Genomic DNA, 21,836 nt, shown 5'->3' with positions numbered 1-21,836 from the left:
ACGTCATGCCTGCGCAACCGGATGCAGCGGCACGCGGCGCGGCGCGGCCTGCGCCGCATAGCGCGCGTTGGTCGCATCGATGTTCGCGAGCAGCGTGTCGAGGCCCTGCAGGTACTGGTGGTTGTCGTGGTCCCACGGATGGAAGCCCGGCCGGAAATAGTCGAGCCATTCGCGCGCGATGCTCGGGAACACGCCGGTCTTCGGGCTGTACAGATACTTCACGAGACGCCACATGCCGCCGAACCGGCCGTGCCGGCGACGATGCGACAGCATCAGCCGCACGTGGAAGTCGAACACGATCGTCCAGAACATCGCGGTGGTCAGCAGCATCGTGCTGGTGCGCAGCAGGTAGCTGCCGATGCCCGGCTTCATCACGGCGTTCCATACGTCGTACGACACGGCCTTGTGCTCGGTTTCCTCCATCGCGTGCCACATCCACATCTGCTGATAGCCTTCGACCGACCCGTCGATCCGGTGCTCGTGGCCCGATAGCAGCTGGTTCGCGAGGATCGCGGTGTAGTGCTCGAGCGCGATCGTGATCGCGAGCTGCATCGAGTGCGGCAGCACCTTCTTGAAGAAGCCGAGGATCGTCCACAGCCGCTTGTCGAGCTTGTGCGCGGGCAGGCCGGACGATTGCAGCAGGTCGTTGTACTCGATGTGCTCGCGCGTGTGCATCGCTTCCTGGCCGATGAAGCCGAGCACCTGCTTCTTCAGTTCCGGATCGTCGATGCGGTCGCGATAGTTGCGCACCGAGTCCATGAAGAAGCGCTCGCCGGCCGGGAACAGCAGCGACAGCGCGTTCATGAAGTGCGTGACCGGCACGCCCTGCACATGCCAGTCCTTCGCGCGTTCGGGCGGCAGCGCGAACCGGATGTCGCGTCGCACCGGCATCATGTTCGGCGTCGTCATGATTGTTCTCCTCCCTGATTGCCTGCGTTGCGGTAGGTGGCGTGAAGCGGGGCGGCCGTCGGCACGCCGTAGCGGGCGGCCGCGCGGCGGGCCTTGGCGGCCTCGCGGCGCGACTTCAGCACGACGAGCGCCTGATACGCGGCCGGCAGCACGCGCACCATCCAGTCGGCGGCCTTCGCGTCGCGGCCGATCAGCACGCGGCGCTTGTTCCTGCGCACGCCGGCGAGGATCGTGCGCGCCGCGTCGTCCGGCGTCGTGATGAAGAACTTCTCGAAGTCGTCCTTGCCTTGCTGCTCGCTCTCGATCATGAAGCCGATCATGTTCTTCGAGATGCGGCTCGACTGCGCGATGTTGGTGCGGATGCCGCCCGGGTGCACGCAGGTGGCCGACACGCCGCAGCGCTGCATGTCGAGCTCCTGACGCAGCGACTCGGTGAAGCCGCGCACCGCGTACTTGGTCGCGTTGTAGCCGCTCATCCCCGGCTGCGCGAAGATCCCGAAGATGCTCGACGTGTTGATCACGTGGCCGTCGCCGGTCGCCTTCAGGTGCGGCAGGAATGCCTTCGTGCCGTGCACGACGCCCCACAAGTTGATGTTCACGATCCATTCGAGATCGCTGTATTCCATCCCGTCGATCGTGCTCGACAGCGCGACGCCCGCGTTGTTGAAGATCAGGTTGACCTTGCCGTGTTCCTTCGCGGTGTCGTCGGCCCACGCGAACATCGCGTCGCGGTCGCCGACGTCGAGCACGCGCGTCGACACGCGCACCTTCGGCGCGATCGCGCGCACGATCCGCTCGGTTTCGGCGAGGCCGACGCCGTTCTTGTCGGCGAGCGACACGTGGCAGCCGGCCTGCGCGAGCTGGACCGCGAGCGAGCGGCCCATGCCCGAGCCTGCGCCCGTGATCGCGGCGACCTTGTTGGCGAAATCTCTCATGTCGGTGGCTCCTTGTCTGGTTCAGGCCGCTTCGGCGGAAGTGGAAGCGGAAGCGGCCGGCGCGGCGACGGGCCGTGCGGTCGTGTCGTGGTGCGGCGCGCGATACGCGTGGTAGTCGGCGATCGAGAAGTGCGCGGTCGCCTGGCGGAAGCGCCAGGTGAAGCCCGGCCACAGCGTCGTGTTCTTGCCGGTGCGCGGATCGAGGTACCAGCTCTTGCAGCCGCCGGTCGACCAGATCGCCTTCTTCAGCTTGTGCTGCAGGTCGTTGTTGAACTGCGCCTCGACGAGCGGGCGCACCTCGATCGCCTCCGCGCGTTCGCGGCGCATCGCCTGCAGCGCGCCGAGGATGTATTCGATCTGCGACTCGATCATGAACACCATCGAGTTGTGGCCGAGGCCCGTGTTCGGGCCGACGATCATGAAGAAGTTCGGGTAGCCCGGCAGCGTCGTGCCGAGATACGCATGCGCGCCGTCGCGCCACGCATCGACGATGTCGAGGCCGCCGCGGCCGATGATCGCGCCGCGCGGATACGGATCCGCGACCTGGAAGCCCGTGCCGTAGATCAGGCAGTCGACTTCATGACGCTTGCCGTCGGTCGTCACGACCGCGTCGGCCTCGATGTGATCGATGCCGGTCGTGATCACGTCGACGTTCTTGCGCGACAGCGCCGGGTAGTAGTCGTTCGAGATCAGCACGCGCTTGCAGCCGAGCGTGTAGTTCGGCGTGACGGCCTGCCGCAGCTCCGGATCGGGGATCTGCTTGCGGATGTGGCGCAGCGCGAGCTTCTGCACGTTCTTCATCAGCGACGGATGGATCGCGAAGCCGAGCACGCGCGATTCGAGCATCCAGTAGATACCGCTGCGCACCGCCTTCTGCGTGAACGGCAGCGCGCGGAACAGCCATTTCTCGAAGCGCGTCAGGTTGCGGTCGGGCTTCGGCATGATCCACGGCGGCGTGCGCTGGAACAGCGCGAGCGTCTTCACACGCGGTGCGATCTGCGGCACGAACTGGATCGCGCTCGCGCCGGTGCCGATCACCGCGACGCGCTTGCCTTCGAGCGCGTAGTCGTGATCCCACTGCTGCGAATGGAATGCGCGGCCCTTGAAGGTCTCGACGCCGGGAATCGCCGGCAGCGCGGCGCGCGACAGGCCGCCCATTCCCGACACCAGCACGCGCGCCGCCAGCCGCTTGCCGTTCGCGAACGTGAGGCGCCAGCGTTGCGCGGCTTCGTCGTATTCGGCGCGCTGCAACTCGTGGTTCAGGCGCAGATGCGGGCCGACGCCGAAGCGCTGCACGCAGTCTTCCAGATACGCGCGGATTTCCGGCTGCGGCGCGAACATGCGGGTCCAGCGCGGGTTCGGCGCGAACGAGAACGAATAGACGTGCGATTGCACGTCGCATGCACACCCGGGGTAATGATTGTCGCGCCATGTGCCGCCGACCGATGCCGCCTTTTCGAGCACGACGAAGTCGGTCACGCCTGTCTGCCGCAGGCGAATGGCCATCCCGAGGCCGGCGAAGCCGGTGCCGATGATGGCGATGTCGGTGGTTTCGTCCGGGCCGTCGTGGCCGGGCGGGCCGAAAGGCAACGTGCGAGCATTCATCCGGGTGTCTCCGATTTGGCTCATTTTAGAATGTTACATTGGTTGATGTAACGATAGTGGCTGAGCCCGGAAACCGCAAGGGACTAGAAGCGCCGCTCTAAGGGCGCGAAGCCGCGCCAGAAAAGGCGGAGCGGGGTTTGGAACGGTTCGGTTTCCGCATTGCGGGATGCGCGGAAAGGGCCGTCGCCAGGGCGTGGGAGGAAGCCGGCGGGGCCGCCGGCACGCGGCGGCCTGTTTGAAACACGATCATGGGCGGCTCGAACGGGCGGCCGTCTCATGGAAAACCCCGGCGACGATCGTGACCTGCGCGAGCGGGCCCGCGGATACACGCCATCGCCTACGTTTCCATTGCGACGTCGCGCGCTGCCGGGCGACGCGTGCGCGACGAAGGTGCGCTCAGTCGTGCTGCGGGGCGGCGTTCGGATCCATCCACATCACTTCCCAGATGTGTCCGTCCGGATCCTCGAAGCTGCGGCCGTACATGAAGCCGAAGTCCTGTACGGGCGTGGGGTCCGCGTGGCCGCCGGCACCGCTCGCGCTGTCGACCAGGCTCGATACCTCGTCGCGGCTCTCGGCCGACAGGCACAACAGTACCTGCGCGTCCGCGTGTGCATCGACGATCCGCTTGCTGGTGAACTGGCGCCACTTGTCGTGCGTGAGAAGCATCGCGAAGATCGTATCGGAGAACACCATGCACGCGGCGGTGTCGTCACTGAACGCGGGATTGTTGACGGCTCCGACCGCCTCGTAGAACGCCTTCGAACGCTTCAGGTCGGTCACCGGCAGGTTGACGAAGATCTTCTTGCTCATCGTTTTGTCCTTTGCATGTCGCGGCGGCACGATTGCCGCCACTATCGACAACGACGGCCGGGAACCGATGGAATCGACAAGCGCCGCGAAATTTTTTTCAGCGAGCCGCTCGCAGGGGAAAACCGGCGGCGCGCTTCGCATGATCTCGTCGAAGCGGGCGACAGCGAACCCGCCTTCTGGCCAAACGCCGACCGTATGTTTCGCGTTTCCCGCCATCCCGGCAAGCACGAAAAAGGCCGACGGGCAGCGCGCCCGTCGGCCTTTTCGAACGCGTGCGGCCGCGCGTTACTTCGCCGCCAGCGCGCCCGCCACACGCTTGTCGATCCACGCGTTGTCCGCCACGCTCAGCTTCCGCGGAATCAGGTTCGCGGCATAAAACGCATCGGCCACCCCTTGCTGAACCGCGACGATCTTGTCGTCGACCGGCACTGCGCCGAACGGCACGCGCTTGATCCACGTTTCCACGAGCGGCAGGGGCAGGCCGACCTTCGGTGCAATCAGCGCGGCCGTTTCGGCCGGATGCCCGTTGACCCACAGCCCCGTCTCGCGCAACTGCTTCAGAATCGCGCCGACCACGTCGGCATGCTGCTCCGCGAACGCCCGGGTCGCTTCGTAGAAGTTGTTGGCCGGCGTAAGGCCCGTGTAGTCGGACAACGTGCGGATCTTCAGCGAATTCTGGGCGGCCGCGTAATACGGATCCCAGACGGCCCACGCGTCGACGTTGCCGCTTTCGAACGCGGCGCGCGCGTCCGCGGGCGGCAGGTAGACCGGGCGGATCTCGTCGTAACGCACGCCCGCTTTCTTCAGCGCTTCGAGCAGCAGGTAGTTCGCGCTTGACCCCTTCTGCAGCGCAACCTTCTTGCCGCGCAGATCCGAGAGCGAGCGGATCGGCGCATCAGCCTTCACGAAGATGGCTTCGTTGTGCGGCGACGGCGGTTCCGCGGCGACGTACACGAAGCTCACGCCCGCCGCCTGCGCGAACACCGGCGGCGGCGCGCCCGTGTAGCCGAAGTCGATGCTGTTCGCGTTCAGCGCCTCGAGCAGCTGCGGGCCCGCCGGGAATTCGAACCACTGGACGTCGTAGCCGAGCGGCTTGAGCCGTGCCTCCAGCGCACCTTGCGTCTTGACGACCGCGAGCAGGCCGGCCTTCTGGTAGCCGATGCGCACGAGCTTGTCCGCGCTGCCCTGCGCGAAGGCCGATGTGGCGGCGGCGACAAGCGCGGTCGCGGCAATGCGGGTGATCCAGCGGGGAAAACGAATCATCGAACGGACTCCATGCGAAATGTCTTCGGAGAGCGGCCGGTGCCGCTCGGTTGGAAGAATCGTCGCATGGGCGCTCAGGCCCGCAAACGAAGCATTGCCGATATGAATATGACGGCCGCGATCCTATGGTTTGTCGCCGTTGCGCTCTGGATCGGGCGTACCAGCGTGCCGCGCCGCTTCGTCGCTGAGCTTCTTGTCGAGAATCGTCGCGACGCGGCCGCCGAGATAGGCGCTCGCCGCATTCTCGAGCGCACGGTTCGTTTCGCCTTCGACGAACACGGCCGCGAGCGGGCGCAGCCGCCAGATCGCATCGACGAGCGCGGGCACGTCGTTGACTGGCGGCAGCGTGCCTTCGTCATAGCGGTCGAGCCGCTTCACGACGAGATCGACGAGCAGCCGCGCGATCGCGTCGAAGTGCGGCCGCGCGAGGCTGATCACGTCGAGCAGTTCGCGCGGCGGGATGCCTTCCTTCGTCATCGCGGCCGCCGCTTCGAGCAGCGCGGGGCTCTTCGCGACGAACGACAGGCCGCGGCGTTCAAGCAGCCCGAGCTCGGTCACGCGCGACAGTTGCGACGCCGTCTGCGGGCCGAACATCTGCGCGAGCGCGGCGAGCGAATAGGTTTTCGGCAACTCGTGCGACCAGCGGCCGCCGATCGCGTTTTCCAGGCCGAGGATCGAGCGCAGGTCGTGACCTTCGTCGATCGCCATGATCAGATCCTGGATGTTCGACAGCGTGTAGCCGCGCGCGAGCAGATGGTTGATCAGCTTCAGCCGCGCGACGTGCGTGTCGTCGTAGATGCCGACGCGCCCGCGCTTCTCCGGTGGCGCGAGCAGCCCGCGATCCTGGTATGCGCGGACGTTGCGCACGGTCGTGTCGGACACGCGCGCAAGCTCGTCGACCGTGTACTCGTTGCGGGAATCCGCAGCGGCCTCGTCGGTATTGGTTGGCGTCTGTTTTGGCATGCGGCCATTCTAGCGCGACGCGACAGGCTCGGGCGACGCGGGGAGCGACCGCGTGCCGTCGCCGAGCGTGCGCTGCATCAGCGCGGAATCGATCCAGCGGCCGTGCTTGAAACCGACTGCCTTCAGCACGCCTGCCGGCTCGAAACCGAACGCGCGGTGCAGCGACGTCGAGCCGCCGGTGCCGCCGTCGGCGATCACCGCGATCATCTGCCGCCACGGGCCGGCCTCGCATCGTTCGATCAGCGCCGCGAGCAGCGCGCGGCCGACGCCGCGCCCGCGCATCGTGTCGTCGATGTAGATCGAATCCTCGATCGTGTAACGGTACGCGCTGCGCGTGCGATACGGCGTCGCATACGCATAGCCGGCCACGCGGCCGTCGCATTCGGCGACGAGATACGGCAGCCCGTGACGCAGCACCGCGACGCGGCGTGCGCGCAATTCCTCGACGCCGGGCGGGATCTCCTCGAACGACGCGACGCTGTGGCGCACGTGGTGCGCGTAGATCGCTTGAATGGCGTCGAGATCGGCATCGGTCGCGTCGCGGACGACGCAGGCGGGAGCAGGGGCGGCGGACATGGTGGCGAAGCGAGCGGACGAAACCGCTACTATGCCGCCCGCCGGGCCGTGCGGTAAAGATGGCAGCCCGCCTACAGGTGGCCGTCCGCCGCGCGAACCGCGCCCGCGATCGCGTCGGCGACACGTTGCACGCGCGGCGACCGGCGCACGTCCGGATGGACGACCAGCCAGATCTCGCGCTCGACGTCGCAGCGCGGCGCGTCGGTCAGCTCGACGAGCGCCGCGGGCGCCGACGACGATGCAGCGACCGCGGCGGGTGCGCCCGCATTCGCGTTCTCGTCCGCGTCCAGCACTGGATCGTCGACGAGAAAGCGCGGCAGCAGCGCGATGCCCGCGCCGGCCACGCACGCGCGATGCAACGCGGCCAGATCGTTCGCGATGAACGCGAAGCGGCGGCCGGCGGCGAAGCGTTCGAGCCACTGCTGCTGCGGCATTTGCGCGAGCGCATCGTCGTAGCCGAGAAACGCCCAGGTGTCGGGCGGTGCGGCGGCCCAGTCGGGTGAAGCGCACAGCGCGAAGCGCATCGTGCCGAGCCGGCGCGCGGCCAGCCCGGGCTCGCTCGGCCGCGACAGGCGCACCGCGAGGTCGGCCTCGCGCGCGTACAGGTTCGCCGCGTGCATCTCGCCCATCAGGTCGATCCGCAGCGCCGGCCATGCGCGCTGTGCACGGGCGAGCTGCGGCGCGAGGAAGTGACTCGCGAACACCGGCGACGCCGACACGCGCACGACGCCGTCGAGCGTCGCCGCACCCTGGGCGGCGCGCGCAAACGCATGCACGTCGGCTTCGACCCGCGCCGCATGCTCGGCGAGCTGCAGCCCTTCGTCGGTCGGCGGCCAGCCGCGCGGCAAGCGGTCGAACAGCCGGATGCCGAGCGCGGACTCCAGCGCGTCGATGCGCCGCGCGACCGTCGAATGCTGGACCTGCAGCGCCCGCGCGGCGGCCGACAGGCTGCCGCCGCGCATCACCGCGAGGAAATAGCGGAGGTCGTCCCAGCTCATCGGCTGGCCGGATACTGGCGTCACATCGGTCGAATTTTGCACAGTAAATGGGCGCGTAGCGGGAATTCCGATCGATTGTGCCCGATGGGATGATCGTGACACTTCATTCGATTGCGAGGAACGTCATGACCCAGACTGTCACTGCCATCCGGATCCGGATCGACCGCCATGGCGACGCCGGCGTGCTGCGTCGCGTCGATGCGCCCGTGGCGCCGCCCGGCGCCGGCGAGGTCCGGATTCGCCAGACCGCCGTCGGCGTCAATTTCGTCGATATCTATTTCCGGACCGGCGCGCATCCGCTGCCGGCGCTGCCGGATGCGCTCGGCGTCGAGGCGGCCGGCGTGGTTGAAGCGGTCGGGCCTGGCGTGATGGATCTCGTCGCCGGGCAGCGGGTCGCGTATGCGGGATTGCCGACCGGCAGCTACGCGAGCCTGCGCACGCTGGCTGCCGAACGCGTGGTGCCCGTGCCCGACGGTGTGAGCGACGACGCGGCCGCCGCCGCGCTGCTGAAAGGAATCACCGTCTACATGCTGCTGCACCGTGTGCGGCGGGTCGGCGCCGGCGATACCGTGCTCGTGCATGCGGCGGCCGGCGGCGTCGGGCTGCTGGCGACGCAGTGGGCGCGCGCGCTCGGCACACGAGTGATCGGCACGGTCGGGTCGGCCGCGAAGGCGGCACTGGTGCGCGCACATGGCGCCGATGCGGTGATCGACTATCGCGAAGCGGATTTCGTCGCGGCGGCGCGCGCGTTCGGCGGCGGTGCGGGCGTCGACTATGCGATCGACGGGATCGGCGGCGACGTGCTGACGCGCACGCTCGGCGCGGTGCGGCCGTTCGGCATGGTCGCGAGCATCGGGCAGGTCGCCGCGATCGGCGCGCGGCAGACGATCGATCTCGACGAACTCGGGCCGGCCCGCTCGATCGCGCTCGCGCGGCCGAGCGTGCTCGGCTTCATCGCGCGCGACGTCGCCGGGTATCGGGAAGCGGCGCGCGCGACGCTCGAACGGCTCGCGGGCGGGATGCACGTGGAGATCGGCGCGCGGCTGCCGCTGGAGCAAGCGGCCGATGCGCACCGGCTGCTGGAGTCGCGCAAGACGACGGGGGCGGTGGTGCTGGTGCCGTGACGGCGGGCGGCGCGGGGGCGCAGCGCGTCACGGCTTCGACGGAAACCGCGGCGATGCGGCCTCCGCGCCACTCAAGCGCGGCTTCCACGCCGGTCAGCGCGGCTTCCACGCTGGTCAAACGCGACTTCCACGCGGGCAGGCGCGGCCTCCGCGTGGCTCAAACGCGGTCTCCACGCCGCTCAATGATGCTTGCGCAGCGGCGCGCTTTCGACGAACCACGCGAGCACGAACGCGATCGCGATCACGGCCGCCGCCGCGAGATACACCACGTGCAGCGATCCGGCGAACGCATGCAGATACGCATCGCGCACGGCATCCGGCAACTGGTGCACGGCGGCCGGGCCGAGCGCGGGCGGCAGCTCCGTGCCGGCCGGCAGCGCCTGCATCACCCGCGATTCGAGCCCGTGCGAGAACAGCGCGCCGAACGCGGCGACGCCGATCGAGCCGCCGATCGAGCGGAACAGCGTGACGCCCGACGTCGCGACGCCCATGTGGCGGAATTCGACCGTGTTCTGCACGGCGAGCGTCAGCACCGGCATCACCATGCCGAGCCCGATTCCGAGTAGCGCCATGTACGCGTACATCGTGTGCAGCGGCGTGTCGAGCGACAGCGTCGACAGCAGCGCCATCGCGACGCCGCCGATCAGCGTCCCCGCGATCGGAAACGGGCGATAGGTGCCGAGCCGCGAGATCAGCCGGCCGCTGATCACCGACATCGCGAGCATCCCGCCCATCATCGGCAGCAACTGCATCCCCGCCTGCGACGGCGTCGAGCCCTTCACGACCTGCAGATACAGCGGAATGAACGTGACCGAGCCGAACAGCGCGATGCCGACGACGAAGCCGATCAGGCCCATCAGCACGAACGTGCGCTCGCGAAACAGCTCGAGCGGCATGATCGGCTCGGCCGCGAGGCGTTCTTCGTAGATGAAGCCGCCGACGGCGACCACGCCGAGCACCAGCGTCATCCACAGCTGCGGCGACGACCACGGCAGCAGCGACCCGCCTTCGCTCGTGAACAGGATCACGCAGGTGAGCGCGGTCGCGAGGAACGCGGCGCCCATATAGTCGATCCGGTGTTTCACGTGCGCCGTGTGCGGCCGGAATGCGATGCCGATCACCGCGAGCGCGACAAAGCCGAGCGGCAGGTTGATCGTGAAGATCCAGCGCCACGACAGGTGTTCGACCAGGAAGCCGCCGAGCAGCGGCCCGATGATCGTCGCGAGGCCGTATACGCCGCCGAACATCCCCTGATAGCGCGCGCGGCGATCGGGCGGCACCAGGTCGCCGATTGCGGCCATCGTGACCACCATCAGGCCGCCGCCGCCGAGCCCTTGCAGCGCGCGCAGCACGATCAGCTGCGTCATGTCCTGCGCGACGCCGCACAGCGCGGAGCCGGCGAGAAACAGCACGATGGCGGCCTGCAGCACGATCTTGCGGCCGTACAGGTCGCCGAGCTTGCCGTACAGCGGCAGCACGATCGTCGACGCAAGCAGGTAGGCGGTGACGACCCACGACAGCTGATCGAGGCCGCCGAGCTCGCCGACGATCGTCGGCAGCGCGGTCGACACGATCGTCTGGTCGAGCGCGGACAGCAGCATCACGAGCAGCAGCGCGGCGATGATCAGCCCGGTGGGCGCGTCGCGGCGGGCCGCTTCGGCGACCGGCGGAGCAACAAGGGTATCGGTTCTCATCGAGATATCTGCCATGGCAGGGAATTGACCGAAATATAGAGGTGATTTGTTGACTGGTCAATTTCTGCCGGGGCTTGATTTGTTGCATTGGTAACAGGAGGTTGCCGGCCGGAAATTTGATCGAGATCACGATGAAAGGCGGCCGGACTCAAGTTTTTTGCAGGCAAACCGTCATCCAGAGTGCCGCGGACCGATCGCCGCCAGATTTTTATCGCTCACGTGCCGTCATGAACCTGAACGCCCTGTTTTCCCGTTTCTCGATCCGTACGCGGATTTTCTCCACGCTCGGTCTCGTCGCCGTGCTGCTCGTCGTATCGGGGGTGATCGGCCTCGTCGGCATGCACAGTTCCAACCGCGCGCTCGATCAGGCTTATACGCAGCAACTGGCCGCGAAGACCGCGCTGTCGGCCGCGAGCCTGAACCTGACGATCGTGCGCACGACGCTCGACCGTGTGCTGCTGCATCCGGATGCGCCGGAAGTACCCGATCTCGTGAAGAAGGCCGACAACTATCTCGCGAAGGCCGACGCAGCATGGCGCACCTACGCGGCGCTGCCGCACGACGGCGACGAGGGCGCGCTGGCTGGCCGGCTCGATACCGCGCGCCAGGCGCTGATCGGGCAGGCGTTGAAGCCGCTGATCGACGCGATCCGCGACGGGCGCCGTGACGACGCGGACCGGTTGCTGATGACGGTCGCGCCGCCGCTGTCGGTCGCGCTCACGCAGGCGACCGACGCGCTCGATACGTACCAGGCCGAACGCGGCAAGGCGGTCTACGACACCGCGCAGATGTACTACGGGTGGATGCGTGCGGGTGCGATCGCCGGCATCGCGTTCGGCCTCGCCGCGTGCCTGGGTTGCGCGGTCGGGCTGCATTTCGCGATCACGCAACCGGTGAACCGGCTGCTGTCGCATTTCCGTCGACTGTCCGAAGGCGATCTGACGTCGGAAGTGCGTTGGTCGTCACGCGACGAAATGGCCGAACTGGTCAGGGGCGTGACCGGCATGCAGCGCAGTCTTGCCGATACGGTGCGGCAGGTGACGCAGGGCTCCGAGGCCATTTCGACCGCGACGCACCAGATCGCGGCCGGCAACACCGACCTGTCGCAGCGCACCGAGGAACAGGCTGCGGCATTGCAGGAAACGGCCGCGAGCATGGAGCAGCTGACGGCGACCGTGAAGCAGAACGCCGATCATGCGGTCGAGGCGCAGGCCTGCGCGGACGACGCGAGCGAGATCGCGACGCGCGGCGCGACGGTCGTCGGCGAAGTGATCGGCACGATGAACGAGATCGACCGGAGTTCGCAGAAGGTTGCCGACATCATCGGCACGATCGAGGGCATCGCATTCCAGACCAACATCCTCGCGCTGAACGCGGCGGTCGAAGCCGCGCGCGCCGGCGAGCAGGGCCGCGGCTTCGCGGTGGTCGCGGGCGAGGTGCGCACGCTCGCGCAGCGTTCGGCATCGGCCGCGAAGGAGATCCGCGCGCTGATCGGCGAATCGGTGGAACGCGTTGCGATGGGCTCGCGGCTCGTCGGCGTGGCCGGCGACACGATGCAGGACATCCAGCGGGCGATCGGCCGCGTGACGGGCATCATGACCGAGATCGCCGCCGCGTCGAACGAGCAGCGCGACGGGATCGAACAGGTGAACCGCGCGGTGTCGCAGATGGATCGGGTGTCGCAGCAGAACGCGGCGCTGGTCGAGCAGGCGGCCGCGGCCGCGGCGTCGCTCGAGGAACAGGCGGACGGGCTGCGTCGGGCGGTGGGGGCGTTTCAGGTGGCGTGAGTGATGGCGGGGACGGGCGGCGGGGTGGTTGTTCGGGGAGCCGGCCTGCGATGTACTTTAGCGGGGGCTTCAGTCTGTGTTGTCCCGGATGATCCGAGCGAGAAGGTTTGTGCCTTCCGTCGGGCTTTCCTAGCGGGTCAATGTACATACACCGACCAGCGAGTCCCGGAGTACGTTTGCTTCGATACGCTCAAAACAAAGGCAACCTGGCACGAAGCCAATCCCACTTGCTTGGTGGGATTGGCAGGGACTTTTCGTAGTTCGACTCATCGGTGAAGTCGACGTAGCGAACCATGTTGCCCTCATAACTCAACGGCTGATGAAAGCGCTTTCCGTGATACCAGTTCACGGAGAAGTATCGTCTGGCCAGGAGGTCCCCTTTGTCACTGAAGACTCTCAATTCTATTTTGTCATTCGTCCCATCCTGATCGTTTCCGGCGGTGCCGCACATCGTGAATCGGTATGGAACGCCATTCATGTTTTTTATGCCGCCGTCCAGTGTTTCAGGACGATTATAAAAATCGCAACGCCCATAGGCGGGGCGATTGAGGTGAATGATCAAGCCGATGCCGATGTAGACAATAAGGGCTAAGCCAATGTATCTGATGGTTCTAATCTGCGCGGGTTTTCGCACACTTCCGATTCCGGTTGCTTTGGTGGATCTTTGGGCGCTGCCTTATCGGCTTTCGGCTGAGGTCGAGGAGCAGCACTCTGCTTCGGAACCTTCACAGCGGGAGATGTCGCATCGGGAGGAGCGGGTGGCGGCTTCGCCCCCGGAGCCGGCCGGTCGAACGACACGCTTTTGTGAGTATCAAGGGGAATGCATCCTTGGGCTCCCTTGTACTCCTTCAACTCGGATCCGAACCACCCCTTCTGGGGCTGGTAGTAAGGCACCTTCTTGACGTCGGCCATCGCATATTCCGCTCACAACGAATGACCTGGCATCGTAATCGCAGGCTGCAAGCGGGTGAATGGTCGAGTGCTGCCGGAAGTGGCCGAAAGGCCAGTGGACAAGACGTGTGGGCAGAAGGAAATGTGCCCGATTGTTTCAACGAGCGTCATGCGGAAGCTCGCGCCCGTGGCGCGCGAACCGTCCGCCCCCTCACCCCCCCGCGAGCTGCCCGGCCGCCCGCGACGACGCGACGAGCAGCAGCTTCATCGTCGCGCGCGTCGCGCCGACGAACAGCTTGCGAGCCGCGCGCGCATCGAGCGTGTCGAAGTCGATCTCGGTGAGGATCACGCACGGCGCGGATTGCCCCTTGAAGCGGTAGATCGAATCGAGCAGCACGTCGCCTTCGCGATATTCAGGGTTGCCGAACAGATCATACTTACCCGTGAAGTGCTTGACCCGGTGCGGGCCGAGCTGGTCGAGCGACGCGAGCGCCGAGTTTTCACGGCCGCGATACGACAGCACGGCGATGTCCTGCTTGCGAAAACCGAGCGACAGCGCATGCGTGATCGCGCGCTTGGTCGCGTCGATGCAGGCTTCGGCGAGCGCGTCGCCCGATGCGCCATCTTCCCCGTATGACGACACCGACGGATCGGAACCGTCGAACGGGCTGCCCGAACGCAGTTCGGCCGCCAGCGGCTCGACGCGTCCGACGACGTCGCGCACGAACTCGAGCAGATCGCGCGGGCTGCGATAGTTCGTCAGCGCCTTCAGCGTGACCCAGCCCGGCAGCGCGACGGGCTCGCGCAGGTAGAGGTTCTGCAGCGGATCTTCGAGCCACCACCATGCACCGTGCGGCGCGAGCAGGCGCTCCAGTGCCGTTGCCCACGGCGCGTGGAAATCCTGCCCTTCGTCGACGATCAGGACATCGAAGCGCCAGTGTTCCGGAATCGGTGCTTCAGCGAAGCGCGCCTCGAGCCGCTCGAACGCGCCGGGCACGGTGAAGTCGGGCGTATAGCCGCCGTCGCGCACGACCCAGTCGCACAGCTGATGGTAGTTCGCGATCTTCGCGCCGGCCGGCGCGATGCGTGCGATGTAGTCGGCCAGCGGCCGGTTGAAACACACGTAGAGCACGCGCTTGCCGGCCGCGACCGCGTCGCGCATCGCCTGCACCGCAAGCTGGGTCTTGCCCGAACCCGCGGTGCCCGTCACGCGCAGCCGGAACGGCGTGAATTCGAGCTGGCGCGCCCACGCGGCAAGCCCGCCGGACAGCCGCGTGACGAGCGTGCCGGCCTGCCCGACGAGTGCGCTCGTGTCGGGCGTGAGCGCCAGCTCGTCCGCGAGGAAATGATGCAGCTTCGCTGCGTTCGGCAACGGTTCGTCGTGTTCCGGCAGGATCCGCAGGATCACCTGCGCGAGCTGCGCCTTGCGCGACGCGTCGACGATGCGGTCGGCCGCGACGCCGGCGATCGCCGTGTCGCGGATCGAGTAGTCGGGGCAGTACAGCAGCGCCTCGACGCCGTAGACGCCCGCGCCGAGCACGGCGGTCAGGCGCCGGTGCAGCGTCTCCTGCGTACGCGCGAGCTGGATCGGCACGTTGCGCTCCTTCTGCAGGTAGACCTTCACGAGCCCCTTCGGCGTTTCGCGCAGGAAACCGGCTTTCTGCTCGATCAGCAGCACGCGGCCGGCCGGACTGACGACGACGAACGCCGCTTCGCCGAACACCGAGAAGCCCTGGTCGGCGCGCGTCCAGTGCACGCCGTGATAGACGGTGTAGCTGTCCGGCAGCGCGTGCTCGAGGGCCGCGAGCGTCTCGCGCTCGCGTTCGGCCGCGCCGGTGGCGGCGAGGCTTTTCCAGTCGTCGGGAATGAGGCGGGCCATGAGCTCGGGCGGCGGATGCCGATAAGGGCGTGAACAGGTCCGGCTATTGTACTGATGAACCTGTTCACGACCGCCGTGCAGCACGGACGCGAGCCGTTCGGGCGGGAAGCGAGTGCGGCCGACGGCCGCGACTTACCCGCGCGCGAGCCGTTTCGCGAGATCGGCGCTGAGGATCGCCATGCGGGCGGGTTTTTCGTAGCAGACGACGTCGAACGCGCGAATCACTTCGCTGATGTCGGCTTCGCTCGCGCGGCCGGTCAGCAGGTCGCCCGTCAGTACGAAGATGGGCGCGCCCGGATTGTCGGACGTGCGCACGGCCTTGATCGCGGTTGCGGCGGTGCTGTCGTCGAGCAGCCATTCGGTGACGACGGCGTCGAACGCCTGCCCCTGCAGTGCGTCGACGAACGGCGCGAGGCCGTCGAACGCGGCGGTCGCGAAACCCTGCCGTTCGAGATAGCGGCACAGCTCGGTCGCGCTGACGCGATCGGGATCGATCACCGCGACGACGAGCTTGTCGCTCTCGGCGCGGCGCGGATAGATCTCGATCTTGTGCACGTCGTACGCGTTCTGGTACAGCACGCCGCTATGGCGCAGCACGCGCCAGCGGCCGTTCTGTTCGTACGCGACGAACTCGGGGCGTGCGCCGGCTTCGAGCGGCGCACCGATCCATGCGGTGCACGGAATTTCGGCGACGCCGGCATACAGGACGGCCTCCTGCGAATAGGCGCCGACCATGCCTGGGTCGAGCGCCTGCGCGCCGAACAGCTGCGCGGCCGGCTCGCCGTAGGCTTCGGCGACTTTCTTGATCTGCGCGAGGGTCCAGGGGCTGCTGCCACGCAGTTTGCGGTGGCCCTGCGAAAAACTCAGGTCGAGGATGCGGCACAGCTCGGTGGTTTGCTGGCGTTTGCCGATGCCGTTGCGGCTCATCAGCTCGCGCACGCGCTCGGCTACCGCGAGGGAATCCGTGGTGATTGCTTCAGTGGTCATGCTACGGGAACGGATCGTGACGTTCAGAACGACGCCTTTCGGCAGTCTCGGCGGACAGTCTTGACGATGTCCAGTGGCGAGCCGACCGGCCACGCGCGGAAAAGATAACTTTACCGCAAAACCGCCGTCATTCCATGCGTTCAAGCGTGCGTTTGTGTGAAAGGTGTGTCTTGACGTTACGCTGCGGCGCGCCAGTTGCGCGAGCGCGAACGATGCGTTGAAAACCCTCAGGCGCGGATCGCTGCTTGCCACGCGCATATTCCACGTGGATCGGCACGTAATGCACCGCAGCAGGGACGGAATGCACCAGGCATGGGCGCGTCGCGGCGCGCACGACGTCGGCATTGCGGAACTGGCGGTCGACAATTCTGCACAAGCCATCCGACGCGTGTGGACGGTTTCCTCTAGTGGAGCCCCACGCAGATACATTGATCGGCGAGCCCGAACGCGCGGCGCCGACATGCTACGATTCCGCGTCTCAAAAAAGATGCGTTGAACCCATGCAGAAGAAATTTGTGATGCGCGGTTACGAGATGAACTGCGAACCGTGCGTGACGGCGGACGGCAAGTACGCCGCCCAGGTCGAGGTCACGAAGTTGGGTTTCAGCCGCGAGGCGGCGTTCCGCAATCTGGGCGAATTCGACACCGAAGCCGAAGCCGTTTCCTACGCGCAAAAATTCTCCGAAGAGTGGCTGAGCCGCTACGCGTAGCGCGTCGCATCCCCGCGCGATGCGCGCGCCGGCGAGACGGCATGCGTTGATCCGCCGGCGGGGCGAGCAGGCAATCCGATTCATCCGAAGCGAACACGACCGACGCGCCGATGCGTGGCGCGTCGGTCGCGTGCGTTCGCGCGTGCATGGCGTAGCCGGACCGGTGTGCCGGCCGGCGGCTTGCGGCGTGCCTGACCGGGCGCTCCGGCCGGTCAGGGCAGCCGATCGATCCTGATTAATTCGAGATAGTTGCGAATGGCGGCAGAACTTTGTAGATTAATGCCTCGCGTCGCGAAGTACCGATCGGTTCAAGGCAACGCAACTGGAGACTGCGAATGTCCACCTTGTGCATGCAGACCGTCGTTCACGGTAAAACTGTCCAGGTCGTGTTGTCGCCGGACAGTCGTTCAGCGAGGATTTACATCATCGACGACGGATCGGGCAGCTATCCGCCCCGCACGATGAGCATCCAGCAGTACATCAACGCAGGCATGGCGGACGAGGAGATCATCCGGCATGTCCTCGAAGTCGTTGCCATCTCGGTCGAGCAACTTGCCCGATTGCAACCGTTCCATCGCGCGAACGGTAGCCACCCGCGTTATTCCCACTGATTTCGGTCGCGGCGGGATGGCTTGGTCCGCCCCCCGCCCGATTGCCTGCTGCCGTATCGGACTGCCGTTCGACAGTCCGTCGCGCGCGGCCTCGACACGTCACATCGTCTGCATTCTCCGCCGTCAGGTTTGCGGTTGCACGCTCGGGTTTGCATCGATGGCGGTCGTGGCCAACCGTTGATGGGGGTCCGGATGGCGCGCGTCGCGGTGGCGTCGGTACGTGTCCCGGCGCGCGCGGCCGGCGCCGCCCGATCCGAACGCGTCGAGCAACGCATGTCCCCTCGACGTCAGGTGCACGCGGCGATACCCGCCGCCGGCGTGTTCCAGCATGATCAATTGTCGCTCGAGCAGCGTGTCGATCTCGGCACGGCTCGTGTCCAGCTGATCCGGCGCATGACGGATCAGCATCAGGGTCGCGAATTCGTGTGGACTGAGCATGTTCGTCTCTCTTGGTGAATGCATCGGGCAGGCAGCCGCACGACGCGCGACGAACCGGTGCGCTACCGTGCCGCCGCCAGCCTGGCCGATAACCCATCGAAACACGCAGCGCGTGAACCGCGACTGCGTTGAGCGACACCTAAAATAGGACAGCCGTTGCGAATTTCAAGGGGCCGTTCGACACAGCACGAAGGGAGGTTTCATGGACCTTTTCGACATCGTGAACGAGCAGATGGAGGCCGTTCGACTGCCGCTCTATGCCGTGACCGTGACTGCCGCCGCACGCGTCAATACGCCATTGATCGCGATCCTGCACTGGCATGGTTTTCTGCGCGAAACACCGCTTGCGCTGCCGCGCGTCGACCTGCGGCGGCGCCCGGTGCCCGGCAGTGCGATTCAGCTCGATCACCGGTGGCATGCGATCGAGGCCGTCGACGCGATGCTGCTCGATGCCGCATGGCGGCTCGGCGCATGGGAACTCGAGCGCGTCGAGCGGCGCGGCTGCAATACGATCGGCGCGCCGCCCGGCGAAGCGCTTGCGTGCCGCCAGGCATTCGGCGATTACGGTAGCGGGCCGTCCGCCGAATGCCATTTGATCGACGGCGCACCGGACCGTGACGAACTCATGCGGCTTGCCGCGCGCACCGGATACGCGAGGTGGCTGTTCCGCCCGGTCAAGGGCGGGCTCTGGCGCGTGCTCGACGAGCCCGACGACACGCTCGATGCCGACGGCGGCCGGCAGCCGCCGTGTCCGGTGTTGCCGCGACCGCCGCAGCCGCGTGCGCGTCGCGCGCTCTATCGGCTGGGCAGGATCGACCGCATCCTGATGCGCTGAAACATTTTGTTACAAACAGGCGTTTGATCGGCCCCTTGAAGCGCGCGCGGCGCGCCACTATTTCGCATTTCGCCAGTCGACGGCACGGCTGCGCACCCATGTTTCACCGGTGCGTGCGCCGCCGGATTCCCTTTTTTTCAGGTGATCTCTCATCGCTCAGGAGATGAAAATGCAGATTCGTCCCCTCTACGACCGGGTTATCGTCAAGCGAATCGAACAGCAGCGGACGACAGCCTCGGGCATCGTGATTCCCGACTCCGCCGCCGAAAAGCCCGAGCAGGGCGAAGTCATTGCAGTCGGCAGCGGCCGGCTGCTCCAGGACGGCTCGCAGCGCCCGCTGCAGCTCGAGGTCGGCGACCGGGTTCTGTTCGGCAAATATGCAGGCCAGACCGTCAAGGTGGACGGCGAGGAACTGCTCGTCATGCGCGAAGAGGACGTCATGGGCGTACTCGAACCCGACGCGCAAGCCGCCAAAAAAGCGGCCTGATACCCGATTGGTCCGCGCCGCACCGGTGTTGGCCCGGTGTGCGCGGCGTTCCGTACAACGAACCAACTCATCCGGAGCAACGAAATGACTGCAAAAGACGTGAAATTCCGCGACGGTGCGCGTAGCCAGATCGTCAAGGGCGTGAATGTCCTGGCGGACGCGGTGAAGGTGACGCTCGGTCCGAAGGGCCGCAACGTGGTAATCGAGCGCAGCTTCGGCGCGCCTGTCATCACGAAGGACGGCGTGTCGGTCGCGAAGGAAATCGAGCTGAAGGACCGCTTCGAGAACATGGGCGCGCAGATCGTCAAGCAGGTCGCGTCGAAGACCGCCGACGTGGCCGGCGACGGCACGACGACCGCCACCGTGCTGGCGCAGGCGATCGTGCAGGAAGGGATGAAGCACGTCGCGGCCGGCATGAATCCGATGGATCTGAAGCGCGGCATCGACAAGGCCGTGGGCGCCGTGCTCGACGAACTGCGCAAGCTGTCGCGGCCGATTTCCACCCACAAGGAAATTGCCCAGGTGGGCGCCATCTCCGCGAATTCGGACGACGCGATCGGCAAGATCATCGCCGACGCGATGGAGAAGGTCGGCAAGGAAGGCGTGATCACGGTGGAGGACGGCAAGTCGCTCGAGAACGAACTCGACGTGGTCGAGGGCATGCAGTTCGACCGCGGCTACGTCAGCCCGTACTTCATCAACGATCCCGACAAGCAGGCGGCCTATCTCGACGACGCGCTGATCCTGCTGCACGACAAGAAAATCTCGAGCATTCGCGATCTGCTGCCGATTCTCGAGGCGGCGTCGAAGGCCGGCAAGCCGCTGCTGATCGTCGCGGAAGACGTCGAGGCCGAAGCACTCGCGACGCTCGTCGTGAACGCGATGCGCGGCATCCTGAAGGTGGCCGCCGTGAAGGCCCCGGGCTTCGGCGACCGGCGCAAGGCCATGCTCGAGGACATCGCGATCCTGACCGGCGCGACGGTGATCTCCGAGGAAACCGGCAAGCAGCTCGACAAGGCCACGCTCGAGGACCTCGGCCGCGCGAAGCGCGTCGAGGTACGCAAGGACGACACGATCATCATCGACGGCGCGGGCGATGCCGCGCGCATCGATGCACGCGTGAAGTCGATCCGCGTGCAGATCGACGAGGCGACGAGCGACTACGATCGCGAGAAGCTGCAGGAGCGTGTCGCGAAGCTGGCGGGCGGCGTGGCCGTGATCAAGGTGGGTGCGGTCACCGAAGTCGAAATGAAGGAGAAGAAGGACCGGGTCGACGATGCGCTGCACGCGACGCGCGCGGCGGTCGAAGAGGGCATCGTGCCGGGCGGCGGCGTCGCGCTGCTGCGTGCGCGCGCGGCCTTGTCGGACATCAAGGGGGCGAACGCCGACCAGGATGCCGGCATCCGGATCGTGCTGCGCGCGCTCGAGGCGCCGCTGCGCGTGATCGCGTCGAACGCGGGCGACGAGCCGTCGGTCGTGATCGCGAGGGTGCTCGAAGGCAGCGGCAACTTCGGCTACAACGCGGCGACCGGCGAGTACGGCGATCTGGTCGAGGCGGGCGTCGTCGATCCGACCAAGGTCACGCGCACCGCGCTGCAGAACGCCGCGTCGATCGCAGGCCTCGTGCTGACGACCGATGCCACCGTCGCGGAAGCGCCGAAGGAGGAAAGCGCGCAGCCGGCAGCGGCGCCTGAACTCGGATACTGACCCGCCTCGCAGGCAACGCCTGCGAGTATCGACGTGCCGCCGGCCGGAGCGGCACTGTTCGGCGCGCGCGGAAGCGGGGCGCGCGCGCCGGCTTTTTCGTTGATGCAATACCGATCATGAAGCTCGAACTGTTGATCGATTCCCATGCGTTGCACATCGAGATCGACGACGTCGTCGCGGGCCTGCTCGCCGCGCGGCTCGGCCTCGCGCCGGACGGCGATCACAGCGACGCGATCGCCCGTTATCTCGGCGAGGCCGCCGCGCCGTGGACGCTCGACGACAACCACATGCGCAAGCGCGTGATGCGCCGGCTGATTCTCGATGTCGCCGACCCGACGCTCGTCATCCAGTACCTGATGGCCGATCAACCGGATCCGGGCGGCGCGGGCCTCTGACCCGCGCCCGCGTCGCCGGATGCATTTCTATCGCGTGGCCGGCCCGTCGGTCTGGCCTCGCGTTGCACACGCGCGCACCGCGTGCGCGATGTCGTGCGGCCATCGCCTGTTCTTCCATCGCCTGCGCGTCATGCAGTCCGCAGCCGGTCCATCAACCTTCATCGCCTGCAGTCGTGTCTGTTGCCGCATCGTTCTCCGTTCGGGGGCGAAGCGGCGTCCTGCGCGTGACGCG

At 66.8% G+C, this 21,836-nt stretch carries 21 protein-coding genes; 8 read left to right on the top strand and 13 right to left on the bottom strand.

Translation table 11 applies throughout. The features are described from left to right. Positions 1–3 precede the first annotated feature (3 nt). From O1Q03_RS15440 to O1Q03_RS15405, 8 genes are all read right to left on the bottom strand, one after another. Complete coding sequence (locus O1Q03_RS15440; protein WP_269504507.1) at positions 4–909, bottom strand: metal-dependent hydrolase; 906 nt, start codon at positions 907–909, stop codon at positions 4–6. Continuing rightward, positions 906–1,844, bottom strand: coding sequence for an SDR family NAD(P)-dependent oxidoreductase (locus tag O1Q03_RS15435; protein ID WP_269504505.1), 939 nt, complete (start codon positions 1,842–1,844; stop codon positions 906–908). The genes O1Q03_RS15440 and O1Q03_RS15435 overlap by 4 nt, the downstream gene beginning before the upstream one ends. 21 nt (positions 1,845–1,865) lie before the next feature. Next, positions 1,866–3,449, bottom strand: coding sequence for a flavin-containing monooxygenase (locus tag O1Q03_RS15430; protein WP_269504503.1), 1,584 nt, complete (start codon positions 3,447–3,449; stop codon positions 1,866–1,868). A gap of 396 nt (positions 3,450–3,845) precedes the next feature. After that, positions 3,846–4,259 (bottom strand): VOC family protein, encoded by a 414-nt coding sequence (locus O1Q03_RS15425; protein WP_269504502.1) that lies wholly within the window; start codon positions 4,257–4,259, stop codon positions 3,846–3,848. A 285-nt stretch (positions 4,260–4,544) separates the two neighbouring features. Further along, a complete protein-coding gene (locus O1Q03_RS15420; RefSeq protein WP_269504500.1) occupies positions 4,545–5,522 on the bottom strand; it encodes a sulfonate ABC transporter substrate-binding protein in 978 nt (325 codons plus the stop codon). Positions 5,523–5,645: 123 nt separating this feature from the next. Continuing rightward, positions 5,646–6,485 carry a MerR family transcriptional regulator gene (locus O1Q03_RS15415; RefSeq protein WP_269504498.1) on the bottom strand — a complete coding sequence of 280 codons (840 nt, stop codon included), beginning with the start codon at positions 6,483–6,485 and terminating at the stop codon, positions 5,646–5,648. Between the two features lie 9 nt (positions 6,486–6,494). Then, positions 6,495–7,061 (bottom strand): GNAT family N-acetyltransferase, encoded by a 567-nt coding sequence (locus O1Q03_RS15410; RefSeq protein WP_269504497.1) that lies wholly within the window; start codon positions 7,059–7,061, stop codon positions 6,495–6,497. Positions 7,062–7,132: 71 nt separating this feature from the next. Continuing rightward, positions 7,133–8,059 (bottom strand): LysR family transcriptional regulator, encoded by a 927-nt coding sequence (locus tag O1Q03_RS15405; RefSeq protein ID WP_269504496.1) that lies wholly within the window; start codon positions 8,057–8,059, stop codon positions 7,133–7,135. A gap of 125 nt (positions 8,060–8,184) precedes the next feature. On the opposite strand from O1Q03_RS15405, the gene O1Q03_RS15400 reads away from it, so the two are divergent. Beyond that, complete coding sequence (locus tag O1Q03_RS15400) at positions 8,185–9,183, top strand: quinone oxidoreductase family protein (RefSeq protein WP_269504495.1); 999 nt, start codon at positions 8,185–8,187, stop codon at positions 9,181–9,183. Positions 9,184–9,362: 179 nt separating this feature from the next. On the opposite strand, the gene O1Q03_RS15395 is transcribed toward O1Q03_RS15400, so the two are convergent. After that, entirely contained in the window at positions 9,363–10,877 is a 1,515-nt protein-coding gene (locus tag O1Q03_RS15395) for an MDR family MFS transporter (RefSeq protein WP_269504494.1), read from the bottom strand. Between the two features lie 227 nt (positions 10,878–11,104). On the opposite strand from O1Q03_RS15395, the gene O1Q03_RS15390 reads away from it, so the two are divergent. After that, positions 11,105–12,664 carry a methyl-accepting chemotaxis protein gene (locus tag O1Q03_RS15390; protein ID WP_269504492.1) on the top strand — a complete coding sequence of 520 codons (1,560 nt, stop codon included), beginning with the start codon at positions 11,105–11,107 and terminating at the stop codon, positions 12,662–12,664. A gap of 190 nt (positions 12,665–12,854) precedes the next feature. On the opposite strand, the gene O1Q03_RS15385 is transcribed toward O1Q03_RS15390, so the two are convergent. The 3 genes from O1Q03_RS15385 to O1Q03_RS15375 form a co-directional block, all read right to left on the bottom strand. Continuing rightward, positions 12,855–13,298 carry a hypothetical protein gene (locus O1Q03_RS15385; RefSeq protein ID WP_269504491.1) on the bottom strand — a complete coding sequence of 148 codons (444 nt, stop codon included), beginning with the start codon at positions 13,296–13,298 and terminating at the stop codon, positions 12,855–12,857. A 468-nt stretch (positions 13,299–13,766) separates the two neighbouring features. Then, on the bottom strand, positions 13,767–15,434 hold the full coding sequence (locus O1Q03_RS15380) for an ATP-dependent helicase (protein ID WP_269504490.1): 1,668 nt from the start codon (positions 15,432–15,434) through the stop codon (positions 13,767–13,769). A 132-nt stretch (positions 15,435–15,566) separates the two neighbouring features. Continuing rightward, positions 15,567–16,421: a helix-turn-helix domain-containing protein gene (locus tag O1Q03_RS15375; RefSeq protein ID WP_269504489.1), complete on the bottom strand. Its 855-nt coding sequence runs from the start codon at positions 16,419–16,421 to the stop codon at positions 15,567–15,569. 500 nt (positions 16,422–16,921) lie between these two features. Here O1Q03_RS15375 and O1Q03_RS15370 point away from each other — a divergent pair, with 500 nt between their 5' ends. Together O1Q03_RS15370 and O1Q03_RS15365 are read left to right on the top strand one after the other, a co-directional pair. Continuing rightward, entirely contained in the window at positions 16,922–17,131 is a 210-nt protein-coding gene (locus O1Q03_RS15370; RefSeq protein WP_269504487.1) for a hypothetical protein, read from the top strand. A 335-nt stretch (positions 17,132–17,466) separates the two neighbouring features. Further along, a complete protein-coding gene (locus O1Q03_RS15365; RefSeq protein WP_269504486.1) occupies positions 17,467–17,742 on the top strand; it encodes a hypothetical protein in 276 nt (91 codons plus the stop codon). Positions 17,743–17,865: 123 nt separating this feature from the next. Here O1Q03_RS15365 and O1Q03_RS15360 read toward each other — a convergent pair whose 3' ends face one another. Beyond that, positions 17,866–18,180 carry a hypothetical protein gene (locus O1Q03_RS15360; protein WP_269504485.1) on the bottom strand — a complete coding sequence of 105 codons (315 nt, stop codon included), beginning with the start codon at positions 18,178–18,180 and terminating at the stop codon, positions 17,866–17,868. 202 nt (positions 18,181–18,382) lie between these two features. Between O1Q03_RS15360 and O1Q03_RS15355 the strand changes: the two genes are divergently transcribed. The 4 genes from O1Q03_RS15355 to O1Q03_RS15340 all read left to right on the top strand — a co-directional run bounded on the left by O1Q03_RS15355 (position 18,383) and on the right by O1Q03_RS15340 (position 21,604). Beyond that, positions 18,383–19,015, top strand: a complete 633-nt coding sequence (locus O1Q03_RS15355) for a diguanylate cyclase (RefSeq protein WP_269504484.1) — start codon at positions 18,383–18,385, stop codon at positions 19,013–19,015. A 169-nt stretch (positions 19,016–19,184) separates the two neighbouring features. After that, a complete protein-coding gene (locus tag O1Q03_RS15350; protein ID WP_269504482.1) occupies positions 19,185–19,502 on the top strand; it encodes a co-chaperone GroES in 318 nt (105 codons plus the stop codon). 84 nt (positions 19,503–19,586) lie between these two features. Further along, the gene (gene groL / locus O1Q03_RS15345; RefSeq protein ID WP_269504480.1) at positions 19,587–21,209 is read left to right on the top strand and encodes a chaperonin GroEL; all 1,623 of its coding nucleotides are present in this window, start codon (positions 19,587–19,589) and stop codon (positions 21,207–21,209) included. Positions 21,210–21,325: 116 nt separating this feature from the next. After that, positions 21,326–21,604 carry a hypothetical protein gene (locus O1Q03_RS15340; RefSeq protein WP_269504479.1) on the top strand — a complete coding sequence of 93 codons (279 nt, stop codon included), beginning with the start codon at positions 21,326–21,328 and terminating at the stop codon, positions 21,602–21,604. The last annotated feature ends 232 nt before the right edge of the window (positions 21,605–21,836 follow it).

The sequence above is a fragment of the Burkholderia sp. IMCC1007 genome (genome assembly GCF_027257875.1).
Lineage (GTDB): Bacteria > Pseudomonadota > Gammaproteobacteria > Burkholderiales > Burkholderiaceae > Burkholderia.
Note: the sequence above shows the minus strand (reverse complement) of the source record. Positions and strands in the feature narration are given on the sequence as shown.